Source organism: Ruegeria sp. AF5 (assembly GCF_056541905.1).
On the sequence record NZ_JBQFYZ010000002.1, the window covers coordinates 505,539 to 520,742 of the forward strand.

At 56.6% G+C, this 15,204-nt stretch carries 13 protein-coding genes and 1 tRNA gene; 11 read left to right on the top strand and 3 right to left on the bottom strand.

The window, feature by feature from the left end:
• Nucleotides 1-142: 142 nt before the first annotated feature.
• The 7 genes from ACR0DS_RS06000 to ACR0DS_RS06030 all read left to right on the top strand — a co-directional run bounded on the left by ACR0DS_RS06000 (nt 143) and on the right by ACR0DS_RS06030 (nt 7,472).
• Nucleotides 143-2,029 (top strand): PhoX family protein, encoded by a 1,887-nt coding sequence (locus ACR0DS_RS06000; RefSeq protein ID WP_480537916.1) that lies wholly within the window; start codon nt 143-145, stop codon nt 2,027-2,029.
• 249 nt (nt 2,030-2,278) lie between these two features.
• The gene (locus tag ACR0DS_RS06005; RefSeq protein WP_209503861.1) at nt 2,279-2,575 is read left to right on the top strand and encodes a virulence factor; all 297 of its coding nucleotides are present in this window, start codon (nt 2,279-2,281) and stop codon (nt 2,573-2,575) included.
• Nucleotides 2,576-2,600: 25 nt separating this feature from the next.
• Nucleotides 2,601-3,527, top strand: a complete 927-nt coding sequence (locus tag ACR0DS_RS06010; protein ID WP_480493115.1) for a methylenetetrahydrofolate reductase — start codon at nt 2,601-2,603, stop codon at nt 3,525-3,527.
• A 9-nt stretch (nt 3,528-3,536) separates the two neighbouring features.
• Nucleotides 3,537-4,592 carry a methyltetrahydrofolate cobalamin methyltransferase gene (locus ACR0DS_RS06015; protein WP_480557885.1) on the top strand — a complete coding sequence of 352 codons (1,056 nt, stop codon included), beginning with the start codon at nt 3,537-3,539 and terminating at the stop codon, nt 4,590-4,592.
• 126 nt (nt 4,593-4,718) lie between these two features.
• On the top strand, nt 4,719-5,546 hold the full coding sequence (locus tag ACR0DS_RS06020) for a polyphosphate kinase 2 family protein (protein ID WP_480557883.1): 828 nt from the start codon (nt 4,719-4,721) through the stop codon (nt 5,544-5,546).
• Nucleotides 5,547-5,615: 69 nt separating this feature from the next.
• Nucleotides 5,616-5,689 (top strand) — tRNA-Gly (locus tag ACR0DS_RS06025).
• Nucleotides 5,690-5,879: 190 nt separating this feature from the next.
• A complete protein-coding gene (locus ACR0DS_RS06030; protein WP_480557881.1) occupies nt 5,880-7,472 on the top strand; it encodes a trypsin-like peptidase domain-containing protein in 1,593 nt (530 codons plus the stop codon).
• Here the strand turns inward: ACR0DS_RS06030 and ACR0DS_RS06035 are convergent, their stop codons facing one another.
• The 3 genes from ACR0DS_RS06035 to ACR0DS_RS06045 all read right to left on the bottom strand — a co-directional run bounded on the left by ACR0DS_RS06035 (nt 7,473) and on the right by ACR0DS_RS06045 (nt 11,751).
• Complete coding sequence (locus ACR0DS_RS06035; RefSeq protein WP_480557879.1) at nt 7,473-9,089, bottom strand: MFS transporter; 1,617 nt, start codon at nt 9,087-9,089, stop codon at nt 7,473-7,475.
• Between the two features lie 48 nt (nt 9,090-9,137).
• The gene (locus tag ACR0DS_RS06040) at nt 9,138-10,358 is read right to left on the bottom strand and encodes an APC family permease (protein WP_480557877.1); all 1,221 of its coding nucleotides are present in this window, start codon (nt 10,356-10,358) and stop codon (nt 9,138-9,140) included.
• Nucleotides 10,359-10,728: 370 nt separating this feature from the next.
• Nucleotides 10,729-11,751, bottom strand: a complete 1,023-nt coding sequence (locus ACR0DS_RS06045; protein ID WP_480485585.1) for a LacI family DNA-binding transcriptional regulator — start codon at nt 11,749-11,751, stop codon at nt 10,729-10,731.
• Between the two features lie 135 nt (nt 11,752-11,886).
• Here ACR0DS_RS06045 and ACR0DS_RS06050 point away from each other — a divergent pair, with 135 nt between their 5' ends.
• The 4 genes from ACR0DS_RS06050 to ACR0DS_RS06065 all read left to right on the top strand — a co-directional run bounded on the left by ACR0DS_RS06050 (nt 11,887) and on the right by ACR0DS_RS06065 (nt 15,202).
• Nucleotides 11,887-12,072 (top strand): hypothetical protein, encoded by a 186-nt coding sequence (locus tag ACR0DS_RS06050; protein ID WP_480557875.1) that lies wholly within the window; start codon nt 11,887-11,889, stop codon nt 12,070-12,072.
• Nucleotides 12,073-12,095: 23 nt separating this feature from the next.
• Nucleotides 12,096-13,241 (top strand): TRAP transporter substrate-binding protein, encoded by a 1,146-nt coding sequence (locus ACR0DS_RS06055; RefSeq protein WP_480557873.1) that lies wholly within the window; start codon nt 12,096-12,098, stop codon nt 13,239-13,241.
• 108 nt (nt 13,242-13,349) lie between these two features.
• Complete coding sequence (locus ACR0DS_RS06060; protein ID WP_209503870.1) at nt 13,350-13,862, top strand: TRAP transporter small permease; 513 nt, start codon at nt 13,350-13,352, stop codon at nt 13,860-13,862.
• Between the two features lie 11 nt (nt 13,863-13,873).
• Nucleotides 13,874-15,202 (top strand): TRAP transporter large permease, encoded by a 1,329-nt coding sequence (locus tag ACR0DS_RS06065; RefSeq protein WP_480472864.1) that lies wholly within the window; start codon nt 13,874-13,876, stop codon nt 15,200-15,202.
• Nucleotides 15,203-15,204: the final 2 nt, after the last annotated feature.

Below are 15,204 nucleotides of genomic sequence, written 5' to 3' on the forward strand. Positions count from 1 at the left end.
AGGCGGCGCATCGCCGACGTGCAAGCGATTTCCATTTCGAATTTAGTCTGGATGTCACACGCCGTTCATACTGAGGTGCGATTTGAACTTTGATCCCGGTTGAGGGATTCTTGATCGCAATTAGCCGCAGACGGAGCCTGCCATGAAAGATGAACGTGTCCTGACCTTTGACGAATTCGATGAAGTGGTGAATCCGCGCCCAGAGGTATGTGAGTTTGACCGCGTCGTTGAGCGTGCCTTATCACGTCGTGGGTTTCTGGGCGGCGTATTGGCGATGGGAAGTTTCACGGCGTTGGGTGGGGCGCTGCTTCCGACTGGTGTACGTGCAGCCGCAGATCGCTTTGCGTTCGAGGCGATTCCGGCGTCAACTGCCGATGACGTCATCGTGCCGCCGGGCTACCAGGCCGAGGTGATGGTGCGCTGGGGTGATCCGCTTTGGTCTGATGCGCCCGAATTCGATCCGGCCACCCGTGGAACTGCCGCCAGTCAGGAACGTGCATTCGGTGATAACACCGACGGTCAGGATGTGTTTCTGCACGAGGGTCACGTTCTGCTGGTCGTAAACAACGAATACACCAATCGCGATATCCTTTGGGGAAACAACCCGGACGCCAAGGCCGCCTCGGATGACGATGTTGCCAAAGGCATGATGGCGCATGGTGTGACGGTGGTCGAGATTGCAGCTACCGATGGCAAGTGGGGCATTGTTAAGGATAGCCCGTATAACCGCCGCATCACGCCGCAGACAGACATGTCACTGACGGGCCCTGCCGCGGGCCATGATCTGTTGAAAACTGCCGCTGATCCGACAGGCACCACCTCTAAGGGCACCTGGAACAACTGTGGCAACGGCATGACCCCATGGGGGACGTATTTGGCCTGTGAAGAGAATTTCAACGGCTACTTCTCGGCTGAAGACGAAAACCATGAAGTCAGCGCCGAACTTCAGCGCTATGGCGTTTCGTCCAAAGACTGGGGATACGGATGGGCCGGAATTGACGAGCGTTTCGATGTCTCGAAAAACCCCAACGAGCCGAACCGCGCAGGCTATGTTGTCGAAATCGACCCAACCGATCCGGCCTCGACGCCTCGCAAGCTGACCGCGCTTGGTCGGTTCAAGCATGAAAACGCCGAGGCCATTGTGAACAATGACGGTCGCGTCGTCGTCTACATGGGCGATGATGAACGGGGCGAGTTCCTGTATCGCTTCGTCTCGGAAGGTGTTTATGCCGCTGGTGTGGATACGAATGCGCTGCTTGAGAACGGTACGTTGTCGGTTGCAAAGTTCAACGACGACGGGACTGGTGAGTGGCTGGACCTGACCCCCGAAACAACTGGTATGACGTCGCAGGCCGAAATCTGCATCCATACGCGACAGGCAGCGTCGGCCGTGGGCGCGACCACTATGGACCGCCCGGAATGGGTTGCGGCCAATCCGAACGCGCCCGAGGTCTATTGCTGCCTGACCAACAACAAGAACCGCGGTGTGAAACCGAATGCCGGTGGCGACGACACTTCGGTCAACGGGCCGAATCCGCGCGATGCGAACAAATACGGTCAGATCGTGCGCTGGCGTCCTGAAGGCGGTGATCATGGCGCATCGGGGTTTGAATGGGACCTGTATGTACTGGCCGGAAACCCGACCGTGCATCAGGATGCTTATGGCGGCTCGGATAATGTCAACGCCGACAACATGTTCAACTCGCCCGATGGGCTGAAGTTTGACAGCAACGGCCTGCTGTGGATCCAGACCGACGGCAAATACAGCAACGAGGGCGACTTCGAAGGGCAGGGGAACAACCAGATGCTGGCAGGCGACCCGGTTACCGGTGAAATCCGTCGTTTTCTGGTTGGCCCGAACGAGTGTGAGATCACTGGGCTCAGCTGGTCGCCGGATCGCCGCACCATGTTTGTTGGTATTCAGCACCCCGGTGAAGACGGCAACAGCCACTGGCCCGACGGTGGTAACTCGGTTCCACGTTCAGCCATCATTGCGGTTACTCGTCTAGACGGCGGGCTGGTCGGTTAACCCTGGCAAGACGCGCTGAATCAAGCCTCGGGCGGGTCATGCCGTCCGGGGCTTTTTGTTCATTATGCAGCGCTCTCATAGTGACAATGAGAATTTTGGTATGCGTTTTCGTCGCGAGACGGGTTAAAACCCCGCCACGCCACCGTGGGCGAAAACGTCGCTTGAAAAGCGCCGGGTGTCGAAAACCGACCGACCCATCCCCACATTGAAGTTTAGAACCGGCCCATCGGGTTAGGAGGAATCACAGTAATGCCTGACGTCACCATCGTGTACTGGCGCGACATTCCCGCTCAGGTCATCGTCGGCAAAGGCCGTCGCGGCGCGAAGCGGCAATTGGAAGAACGGTTCGAGCAAGCCATCGACCGCGCCGCCATGAAGGTAAACGCCAAGGACAGTGATGCCTATCTGGCCGAATGGCGCAAGGCCGAGCCTTTTGCGGTTGATGGCGACCCGGCAGAAGTAGCCGAGGCCGAAGCCCTGCGTCTGGAAAAGGAATACGATCAGGACCGCATTAAAGCGCTGATCGCAAATGACGGTTGGGCATAAGCCCGGATCTTAATGGGAGGCCTCAATGGCTTTGCTGAACTTCAAGAAACGTGATGTGGTCGAAAACAGCCCTGTGAACCCGACCGTCGAAGCCTTCCTGCAAGGCTATTCGATCGAGGTCATGCCGCGGACCGCCGAAAAGGTCGAGGATTTCCGCGCGCTGCTGCCCGAAGGCACACGCGTCTACATTGCCCATATCGAAGGCACCCCGATTGAAGACATGGTCAAGACAGCCAAGCGGATTGCGGCCGAAGGCTATCCTGTCATGCCCCACTTCCCGGCGCGGATCATCAAAGATGCGGCGACGTTGGAAAACTGGATCTCGATGTACCAGGGCGAGGCGGGCGTCGAGCAGGCGCTGTTGCTGGCCGGTGGTGTGACAAAACCGCATGGCGATTTCGACAGTTCCATGCAGCTGATGGAAACCGGTCTGTTCGACAAGGCAGGGTTCAAGCGTCTTCATGTTGCCGGTCACCCCGAGGGTAACAAGGACATCGATCCCGATGGGTCCACCAAGAACGTCGATGACGCCCTGCGCTGGAAACAGAAATTCAACGAAACCACGGATGCCGAGATGGCCCTAGCAACTCAGTTTGCCTTCGATGCCAAGCCGATCATCGCCTGGGCGGATGGTCTGAAAGAGGCAGGTATCGACCTGCCCATCCACATTGGTATCGCCGGTCCGGCCAAACTGCAGACCCTGATCAAGTTCGCAATTGCTTGCGGCGTCGGCCCGTCGCTGAAAGTTCTGCAAAAGCGCGCCATGGATGTGTCGAAGCTTCTGTTGCCCTATGAACCGAACGATGTTGTGACTGAATTGGCCAACTACAAAGCGGCCAACCCGGATTTCAACATCACCAACGTGCACTTCTTCCCGCTGGGCGGGATCAAAACCAACGCCAACTGGGCGATCAATAATGGCGGTGCCTCGGCGCAGCCTGCAAACTCCTAAGGAACGGACATGACCCGTACAGTCTTAGAATCAAAAACAAAAACTGCCGTTCTGGGCTTTGATGAACCGTTCTGCGTGATCGGAGAGCGGATCAACCCGACCGGTCGGAAAAAGCTGGCGGCCGAACTGGAAGCAGGCGATTTCTCGACCGTCGAGAAAGATGCGCTGGCACAGGTGATGGCGGGCGCAACCGTTCTGGATATCAATGCGGGCGTCGTCTACAACTCGAACCCAAACCCGAACGAGACCGAACCGCCGCTTATGCGCAAGATCGTTGAGCTGGTGCAGGGGCTGGTTGAAGTTCCGCTGTGTATCGACTCGTCGGTTCCCGGTGCTCTGGAAGCGGGTCTTGAGGCGGCGGAAGGTCGCCCTCTGCTGAACTCGGTCACAGGTGAGGAAGAGCGTCTGGAACTGGTTCTGCCGCTGGTCAAAAAATACAATGTTCCTGTTGTGGCAATCTCGAACGACGACACAGGCATCTCGGAAGACCCCGATGTCCGTTTCGAAGTGGCCAAAAAGATCGTTGAACGTGCCGCTGATTTCGGCATCCCTGCGCATGACATCGTTGTTGACCCGCTGGTCATGCCGATTGGCGCGATGGCAACAGCTGGTCAGCAGGTGTTTGCTCTGGTTCGCCGCCTGCGCGAGGAACTGGGTGTGAACACCACCTGTGGTGCATCCAACATCTCGTTCGGCCTGCCGAACCGCCACGGCATCAACAATGCCTTCCTGCCGATGGCAATGGGTGCCGGCATGACCTCGGCGATTATGAACCCGGTGGCTCTGCCAGTGACGCAGGCAAAAATTGCCGAGAAAAAAGAAGCCCTTGCCGCAGCTGGCATCATTCTGCCGGAAGGTATGGATGACGAGGCGTTCGTTCAGATGTTTGGCCTGGGCTCCACCAAGCCGCGCGCCGGTAAGGAGATGGAGGCCATCCGCGCCGCCAACCTGCTGACCAACAACGACCCGCATGGTGGGGAGTGGATCAGGTTCAACAAATCACCTGACGAGGCCGGTGGCGCAGCCGGTGGTCGTCGCGGCGGTGGCCGTCGTCGCCGCGCCTGATTGCATCAACAAAGACAGCTAAGGCCGGGCACTGTGCCCGGCCTTTTTCGTTTGACCCTGATCAATGTCGATTTTGCGCAAGGGTTCAGGATATCCTGATCCGGGACGCAACGATCAGGTGGCACCATGCGTAAACATCACCCCCCGAAACTCTCAGAAGCGGATCTGACCAAGCGGTTGGGCAAAAAGGAGTATTTCGAGCAACTGATTGATCTTCAGGCCAAGCTGGCCAGGATTCAACAAGCGTATCTGTTTCACGGGCTCAAGGGTGTGCTGGTGTTCGAGGGTTGGGATGCGGCTGGCAAGGGGGGAACCATTCGCAGGATCAGCCAGGCTCTGGACCCGCGCAGCTTTAAGGTCTGGCCAATTGGGGCACCCAGGAACTACTACCTCAACCGGCATTACCTGCTGCGGTTTTGGGAACGTTTGCCACCGTCCGGAGCGATATCCGCATTTGACCGCAGCTGGTACGGGCGCGTGTTGGTTGAGCGGATCGAGAACCTGACCCCGGAAACGCGCTGGCGCGCTGCCTATCAGGAAATCAATGATTTCGAACGCATGCTGGTCGACGATGGTGCCCGGATCGTCAAGCTGTTCTTCCACATCTCTGAAGATGAACAGATGCAGCGGTTTACAGAACGGCTAAGAAACCCGTTGAAGCGCTGGAAGTTGACGTACGAGGATTTCCGGAATCGCGAGAAATGGGATGTTACCGAGGTCGCCGTGGATGAAATGTTGGCCCGGACGTCAACCGATCTGGCGCCGTGGCACGTAATACCGGCCAATAACAAAAGATATGCGCGCATCAGCGCCATGAAGGCCATTGTCAAAGCGTTTTCAGCAGGGGTCGATCTGAACCCGCAACATCTGGACAGCCGTACGCTTGAGGCGGCCATCCAGGCTTTGGATGTTGAAGACTCGCTGATCGACAGTCTTCGTGCGCGGACTGAGTGACATTTTCCGGGCGAGCTGAAACGATCTGGCTTGCGCGTCAGGGAACTCTGGTTATATCTCAGAGGTGCGGCGGGTATGATGTAATGGTAGCCTGTCAGCTTCCCAAGCTGAACGCGCGGGTTCGATTCCCGCTACCCGCTCCAGAACTTTCAGGTCAGACGGCGATTTCCGGTGAAGGCCTGCTCCGGCAGGCATGGGGGTCGTATCGGGACGTTCCACCAAATTGACTTGTGCCAGTGGATATTTCCGGTTTTGGGCATCCCTCTCGCGATTGGTAGGATTCCGGGCGTCTTATGATAGAGTGACGCCATCACTGTTGAGCAGAGCCCAACTATGCGGGAAATTGATCAGACCGGTACGAGTACACCCCAAGAGCCTTGCGCAGGTGATGTTCATGCCTTTCTGGAGAGCCTGACCGGCCCGTCCCGTGGAACGGTTTCCTGGCTTGTTGACAGCGCATTGACTGTTTCTGTTGGCGAAGGCCGTGCTCTAGGTCTGCGCCTGAAAGACAACACACCGCCCCATGACGAAGATATCGCAACGCTTCAGTGGTCCGAGGGGGGCTATGTGCTCAACGCGCTGGCGGGGCAAGACATCTGGGTCAATGGCCACAAGATTGTGTCGGCAACGCTGAAACACGGCGACATGATCGAGTTTGGCGAATTGGGGCCGATCTCCCGATACCGCATTTGTACTCAGAGGTTTCCCATTCGTCACACGGTCGAGGATATCCTGAGTGACGCCTATGCTTATGCGCGGTCAAGTCGCCGGCCCTTTGCCCAAAGAATGTCGGGTGCGCTGCGTGAGAGTGGGCGAAGGCTTGTTTCTCAAACCACTATGTTCTTCAGGATTACGGTGGTTGTAGCGATTGCGCTGATCGCAGGTCTGCTGTTCCTGCTTTATCAAAACGACCGTAGACTGGCCGACAGCCTGCAACAGGAAGCCCGCAAGATCGAAGCGGTGTCGGCCATGCTTAGCCAGACGCGGGAAGATGTGCTGACTCCAGAAGACCTTGTGGCGTTGAGGGATGCCTTTCAGAACCAGCTGATATCAACCGAGCAGCGGTTGGGTACCCTTGAACAGCGCGCGGGGGCGTCCACCCGGGTTATCACCGCCTCTACTCAATCCGTGGCTTTCATTCAGGGCGCCTACGGATTACGTCATATCGAAAGCGGTAAACTGCTGCGCCATGTGTTGGGGCCAAACGGAGAGAAGTTGCAAACACCCTTCGGTCAACCCTGGATCGAACCGGAGGCAACAGGTGAGCCCGCAGAGTTCCAGTTCACAGGCACCGGATTTCTGCTGGAGGGTACACCGCGGTTGGCCACCAACCGCCATGTTGCCTTGCCCTGGACATCCGGCGACAAGGCTCAGGCACTGAAAAACGCAGGTCTTGAGGCCGAGATGCTTCGGTTGCTGGCCTATCTGCCAGGTCAGACCGATCCGATCGAGGCTACTTTGGACCGGTTCAGTGAAACCGCTGATCTGGCACTTTTGTCGGTTGATCCAAACCGTATCGAGGGGCTGGGATTGCCACTGGCGGAAGATCTTCCACGAAGCGGTGACGAAGTCTTTCTGCTGGGGTATCCTACTGGCCTGAAATCATTAATTGCGCAGGCGGGGCCGGAGTTTCTGAATACGCTCGAAAAAGACGGGTCCGTCAATTTCTGGACGATCGCCGCACGGTTATCTGCGCAAAACCAGGTTCAACCTCTCGCCAGCCGAGGAATTGTGGCGCAGACAAGCCCGGGTGCAGTCGTTTATGACGCGGAAACAACGTCAGGAGGAAGCGGAGGGCCGGCCCTGAACCGCAAGGGAGAGGTGGTCGCGATTAACGCCGCGATCCTGCCAGAGTTCGGGGGGTCAAACATCGGGGTTCCGGTTTTGCACCTGAAAACCTTGCTGAATGAAACTGTCAGCCAGTGATCAATCACTGGTCTGGAAAGGCGATTTTTGAACAAAGAATACGACCGTCAACGGAACGATCACAGAAATCAGGGCCACGGCGATCAACAGGTGTCCAAGTTGGCCGTAATCGGCAATCGATGTGACGACACCGGTTTCCGGGTCGGTTACCGCGCGCGACACCACGAAAATCTGGTTCATGTATTTCGTTGCCAAACTGCTGGCCGACAAGGCCATGTTGGTGAATGACGCCATGACGGCAAAGAAAGTTGCCTTCAGATGCACAGGAGCATTACGTGCGATCCAGGCCAGCATCGGAACCATCGCGATTTGACCCAGCGGGGATTCAACTGCGGTGTCGAGGATTGCAATGAACCTCGCGTCTACGATCCCGCCGGTATGCGCAGATGTCCATTCATGCACGCCGTAATACAGCGCAAGGTTGGGAAGGGCGAGGACCCCCGACGCGATGGTCAGAATGATAACGACCTGCGCAATCGAGCGGTTGGCCATAAACGGTCTCAGAACGATGAGCCCGACCAGTGCAAGCAGGGACGTCAGAAGCGCCAGGATTGCCAGGAACTGCTCGTCAAACCCCAACTCGTCGATTTCGAACCAGGTCAGCCCCGGCCCGGGCAAAGGAACCGCACGAAACACGAAAATGATTATCGCCGTACCAATCAGAGCCTTTGCCTGATTTGGGTTCAGTTCCTTCACCAAGCGCGACATCAGGTACAAGATCACACTCAGTGAGACTAAAAAAATAGTTTCCTGGGCGAGTTGGAAATTGGATGTTCCCAACACGATACTCAGTACAACAAAGGCGAGACCGCCCAGCAGGATTGGCCATTTAACCTCGGTGCTTTCGTCAGGGGTATGCGGGGGATGACCTAGGCGAAGACGTTGACGCTGTATCAAACCGTGCAAAACCACACCGCTGACGGACAACAGGGGAATGACAAGCGCGATCAGATAGACGTTGCCATACAATGCAAGGCGGTCTGATTTCTGCATGCCCTCGGTTCCCGAGAACACCCAGATATTGACCGCGGCTACGGCTGCAAATCCCGAGAAAATGGCGATCCTGCCCAGTGTTTGCATTGTTGTATGCTGCGCACGGGTTTCCTCGGGCGAAAACGGCTGCCCGTCAGGGTTGATCTTTGGAACGGCCTCGACCGTCATCGCGTCGGCGACGACATCCTGAATGGCATAGCCGGAAGGCGCCAAGAGCAGGGCAATGATATACCAGTGTTCCAGCGGCATGACATCAGCCATATGTCCGGGAAAGGCCACAAGCCCGTACATGGTGAGCAGGGACAAGGTGATCAGGGTCGCCCCCAATAGGATCAGCAATGACTTCCACCGCCAAAACAGATCAACGATATGACCCAGCGGCATTTTCAGGATCCAGGGAAGCCCGGCCCAAAATGCCAGCCCCGCAACAAAGGATGCGGATAGGTTAAGGTAGTCCTTAAGAAAGAAGGCGCCGACGACCGATGTCAGGCCAGAAACCCCGGCGGCAAAGTAGACCATGAGCGGTGGCAGGTAGGACCATCGCATCTGTCGCGCCAGATCAACAAAGGTTCTATGCCACCATGCAGAAAACGGCGCTCCTGTAGAAGGCTGGTCAGTGGTCATGTTCACGTAAATCGCATCGCAGGATTTCCTTGACCCAATGATACAGGCTTACAGAAACGCGGACGCAAAAAGCAACAAACTGGTCACCACCCCAAAGAGGGGAACAACAAGTGGCACGCGGAACTGCGGTTCTTCGAATTCAGCCCGGGTCTTCAAAAGGATCAGTGAAAGATTGACCAGCACAAAGACCCCCAGAACAATTTGCGACGTGCGCTCGGCCAGAATGGCGATTGGAAGCGTTTGGGTCAGCAACAGGATTATCGCCGTGACCATGATTGTCGCTACCGTTGGTGTCTGAGTGACCTGAGATACCTTAGCCAGAAACTTAGGCAAATGATCCCGATCCGCGAGCCCGTAAATCACGCGGGATGCCATGATCATCTGGATGAGAACGCCATTGATTGTGGCTACGATGGCAATGGCCGAAAACCCCTGCTGGATAACCTCGGGCGCGTCCGTAAAAATCAGGGCCAGCGGTGCGGCGGACGTCGAAAGGACATCGATCGGCACCACATACAGAACAGTCATGGAGGTACCAAGATACAAGACCGTGGCTAGAATAAGCGTCAACAGGATCGCTTTCGGGATTGTTCCGGCGGGGTCTTTAACTTCTTCAGCGACATTTGCCATGTCCTCGAAACCCACGAAGGCGAAAAACGCCAGAAGCGAAGCGGCCAAAATCCCTCTCCAGGCGTTTGGGTCCAGCCCGGGAACCATCTGGGTGAGCGCATAGCCCTGAGGCTCAGGAAGGGACAGGCCCCAACCAATAACGACAAGTAGCCCGCTGATTTCTATGATGGTAATGACTGCCGCCACCATTACCGACTGCGTGATCCCCCATAGGGCGATCAGCCCCATGACCAGAACAACACCGATTGTCAGACTTGAAATGCCTAAACCTGTAAGCGTTTGAAGGTACGACGCGGCCCCGATAGCCACGGCCGAGGCCGAGATGATGCCTGAGGCGGCCACCGCGAGACCGACCAGAACGGCCATCCAGCTTTTCTGAAACCCTGCTTCGACATAAGCGGCTTCACCCGCACTCACAGGATATCGGGTTGCCAATTCTGCGTAAGACAGGGCAGTCAGCGCAACAACAAGCGCAGCAATCAGGAACGAAACAGCGGCAAATGGGCCAGCAATCCAGGCCGTCGCACCAACAAGCACATAAATTCCGGCTCCAACAGTAACTCCAAGCCCATAGAGCGTGAGCAGCGGGGTCGTCAGCGCCCGTCGCAACTTTGGTGTCTTTTGTTCAACGATGGACATCATCTATCCGCCAATTGGAATGCGTTGCGTGTCTTGGGTTGGCATTAAAGTTTCTCTGCTTGGTCCCGTTGCCTCGATCATTTGCACTTACTGGCATGCGGTAAGTGCCGAGTAGCCAGAGGGTAGTCGGCAGGAGAGCGCGCCGCACGTTCGCCGCGCCCACGGAGCTAACTTTCACACCACTGAATCACTGATCACCGGTAAATTTGCTTGGGGTCAGGCAGGTGAGCGTCGGGCCCGTTGATATATTCGTACTTCACTATGTGGTCACTTTGCGTGCTTTGATTCAGGTCAATGAAAGCGGATCGTCACACTGAATCGTAGACCGGTGCGCCTTTTACACGCAATGAATCGCCGAACTTTCTGAGCCTTAAGGAATGCGGTCAAGCAAGGAGTCTCGGGTGACCAAATGGGTCGAAAGCTCCAAAGACTGGCCCGCAGAGTTCGTTTCGATCATTCGTATCAACTCCTGCGCAGCCTTTTGACCCATTTCACGGTGGGGCACGTGAACCGTTGTCAGGGCAGGGCTGACAATGCGCGCGATTTCGATGTCGTCAAAGCCTGTAATCGACACGTCTTCGGGCACTCGGAGCCCCATTTTCTGCGCCTGCCTCAATGCGCCGACTGCCAGAACATCGTTTCCGCACAAAACTGCGGTCGGCGGCATGTCAGTCGCCATGAGATCCCTGAATGCCGTCGCGCCATTCTCGAACTCATATGTGGTTTCGATCACCATTAGGTCATCCGGCTGCAGGCCGTGTTCAGCCATGGCGCTTTTTATCCCAGCGATCCTGAGCCGCGCCCGGTCATTACCCGAACTGATACCCGATATCGTCGCAAGACGCGTATGTCCCTGTCTGATGATCTGGTCTGCCAGCGCTTTCATGGCCTTGCGGTTGTCGAACCCAACTGACGGCACAGGTTTATCCGGCAGAAAGGACCAGGCAACCAGCGCGGGCACTTTCCGTCTGTCCAGATAATCGTAAATATCTGCGTCCCTGTCATGACCGATCAATAACAGCCCATCCGCACCCCGTGCGACCAGGGTTCGGATCTGATCCTTTTCCGCTTCGGGCTCATAGGCTGAACTGGAGACCAGCAGCGTGTAACCACGCTGATGTATCTCTTCCTGAAACGCCTGCAACCCCCTTGCGAATATCGCGTTTTCCATGGTGGGGATGATGGCGCCAATGGTAAATGACCGCTTGGCCGCCATCACGCGGGCCGCGAAATTTGGCGTGTACCCCAATTCCTCGACCGTCGACAGGACACGCTTGCGCGTTGCTTCAACAACTTGTTGCGGGTTGTTCAGACACCGGGACACTGTCGCGGTCGAAACACCCGCGGCCTTGGCAACGTCATCCAGTGTCGGAGCAGACCGATGTTTTGACATTCTCGAACTCTCAATTCCAGTTGGCTTAAGTTAATCGCATTTTTCAAATGATGAAAGCACCAATGTAAGCGCTTGCAATATTGATGTAAGCGCTTACAAAGGTGTTGAGCCGATTCTGAAAAGGGAGTCCCGGAAATGGTCCTTGCTGCATCTATCGTCGTTTTCGCGATCTATTTCGCCAACGTTGCTTTGGGTGCTTTCTCAGGCCGCGCGTTTCTTGGCGACGTAGGAGAGATGTTGGTTCTGTTCGCGGCGTCGATTTTGTTCGTTGTCGCAATTCTGAAAAAGGAAGCTGACCGAAACGCAACGAACGGCAGCTGAACTTTAGCTTGGGAGGGCAATTCATGAACAACGACAAGATTGAACTGGCGTCAGCAGAGCGCCGCAACTTTCTGAAGCTGAGCGCAAGTGGCGCGTTCACAGCCGCATTGGTTGCCGGGGTTGGGGGTGTTTTGTGGTCTTCAGAGGCCGCCGCGCAAACCGCAAAAGAAGAGAGTGAGCGTGAGAAGGCCGCTGACCATGTTATGACGGTGGCGACAGCCTATGTGCTGGGCGCGTCGCGCAGCTATCCCATCATGCAGTTGGACCTGAAGGAAAACATCCAGAATGCCACCAACGGCAAGGTCTATGTCAAATTGGCCCCCGGTGGCCAGCTAGGCGCGGGCGGCGCGCTGGTGCAGAAAGTACAGGGTGGAACGATTCAGGCCGCGCAGCATTCTCTGTCGAATTTTGCACCTTTTGCGTCCACGGTCGACCTGATCAACATGCCGTATCTGTGCGGGTCGAACCAGCGCTTCACCAACCTTGTCCATTCAGACACGTGGAAAAGCGAAGTCCATCCCAAGGTCGAGGCGGCAGGCTTCAAAGCCTTGTTCTACGTGAATATCGATCCGCGTGTTGTCGCAGTCCGGCAGGGCGGCAATGCGGTCATAACCCCGGGAGATATGGGCGGGATCAAGTTCCGCGTTCCCGGATCGAAGATGCTGCAACAATACTATCGCATGGTCGGTGCCAACCCGACGCCTGTCGCATGGGGTGAAACGCCTTCGGCGATCAAGCAGGGTGTTGCCGACGCGCTCGACCCGTCGGTAGGGGCGCTGTATGTTTTCGGTTTCAAGGACATCCTCAGCCATGTGACCTTCACGCAGGCCGTTCCGGACAGTCAGGTTTATTCCTGTAATCTGGAGTGGTTCAACTCGATGCCTGCTGACGTGCAGGAAGGCATCATGTGGGGTGCCGAGATGACTGGTCATCAGAACCTGTCCAAGGTTCCGTCGGCCCGCGCCTATGCCATGGCCGAGTTGAACAAAGCTGGTGTTGAATTCCATTCGCTCAGCGATGATCAGCTGGCGGAATGGCAGGATGCCGGTGGGTATCAGCGTTCGGAATGGGATCCGTTCAAGACGGAACTGGCCGGTTCGATGGACAACTTTGAGAAGCTGGTCGAAGCGGCTGGTACGCAGGGCAAATACTACGTCCACGACGCCTAAGGTGAAACCCGTGGGCGCCTGTCGGCGTCCACGATTCTTGTACCGCGCGGCCGACAGTGGCCCGTCAAGGCAGGTACGGACTGGGCTGTCCCATCGCCGGAGGATCAGATGACCGTTCTTCAGAACATTGACCGAAACGCCGAACGCTGGTTGCTGCTGGTGTTCTACGTGATGCTGGTGATCACCATGGCCATCGAGGTGCTGCGGCGCGAGATATTCGCCTATTCCTCGATCTGGGGCGAGGAAATCGTGCGGTATTCCTTTATCTATCTGGCTTGGATCGGTGCTGCTGCCGCGGTGAAAGAGCGCGCTCATATCCGGATCGATGTGATCATGCACTATGTCGGGCCGCGCCCCAAGGCACTGCTTTATATCTTCGGCGATCTGGTGATGTTCCTGGTGGCGATCATCGCACTCTATTGGTCGTATGAAGCCGTGCACGTTTCAGCCAAGTTTGGTTCCGTTACGGACGGATTGCGGATTTCCAAGGTTTGGTTCCTGATGGCCGTGCCGACCGGGTTTGCCCTGATGATCTGGCGGCTGATCCAATCCCTGTTGCGCGATCTGAAATGTCTTCGCGACGGCACGCCCGTCTTCGAAGGCGACAAACTGTTTGACTGAGGAGAGACCGGATGCTTTGGAACTCCCTCAATCAAACCGTTGAACTGGGCTGGGATTTTTATCTGCCGGTGATCCTGTTTGTTGCCCTGATCGCTTTGGCCGTACCGGTTTGGGCGGCCATTGGAATGGCTGCGATCGTAATGCTGATCATGTCCGGTGACCTTCCACTCAGCCTTGTCGGAGAGAGCCTGTTTACCGGCATCGACGCTTTTGCCCTGACTGCCGTGCCCCTGTTTATCCTGACCGGGGATGTTCTGGTTCGGACGGGGTTGTCACGCAAGTTTCTGGATGTTGCCGAGGCTTTGACATGCTTCGCCAAGGGCGGCTTCGGATCGGCCACGGTGCTGGTCTGCGGAATGTTTGCCGCGATTTCGGGATCGGACGCCGCCGGGGCTGCTGCGGTTGGCAGGATGACCATCAACCGGTTGGTGGAAAGCGGGTATCCGCGCCCCTACGCCTGTGCTCTGGTCGCGGCCGGTGCCTGCACCGGCATCCTGATACCGCCCTCGATTGCCTATATCATCATCGGCCTTGTGCTGGGTATTTCCGCATCGACTCTTTTTCTGGCCGCCCTGATCCCGGGTCTGGCTATCCTGGTGTCGATCCTGATCACCAATATCATCATGAACCGCCTTTATGCATACGAAGGCGGCGGCATGATGACCATGGGGGAGTGGTTGGCCAATCTGGGCAAGGCGCTCAGGTCTGGCTGGTATGCCTTTATCGTGCCTGGGATTATCTTTTATGGCATCTTTTCGGGCCGACTTACGCCGACTGAGGCTGGTGCCACGGCTGTTGTCGTCACCATCATCATGGGCTTCATCCTGCGTACGCTGACATTGGCGGATTTTCCGTCGATGCTGGTCAGCTCTGCAAAGGTGAACGGGGTGATCCTGCCGATCATCGCGTTTTCCGCTCCGCTGGCCGAGGCGCTGGCGATCATGGGTGTTCCTCAGGGGTTTGTCACTTCGGTGACCTCGCTGACAGACGACCCATATCTGCTGATCCTGTTGATGATCGGCATCCTGATCGCAGCGGGCTGCGTCATGGAGACGACGCCGAATATCGTCATCCTGGCACCTATCCTGAAACCACTGGCGGACAATATCGGCATGAACGAGATACAGTTCTGCATCATGATGATCACCGCGCTGGGAGTGGGTTTTATCACCCCGCCGCTGGGGCTGAACCTGTTCGTCGTATCTGGCATTACCGGTGAATCCATTCTGAAGATTGCCGCCCGAGCCGTGCCTTTCGTATTGACCATGCTGATCGTGGTGATCCTGATCGCCTACGTGCCAGCCGTGTCGACAACATTGCTCCCTGAAATCTACCAATAGGA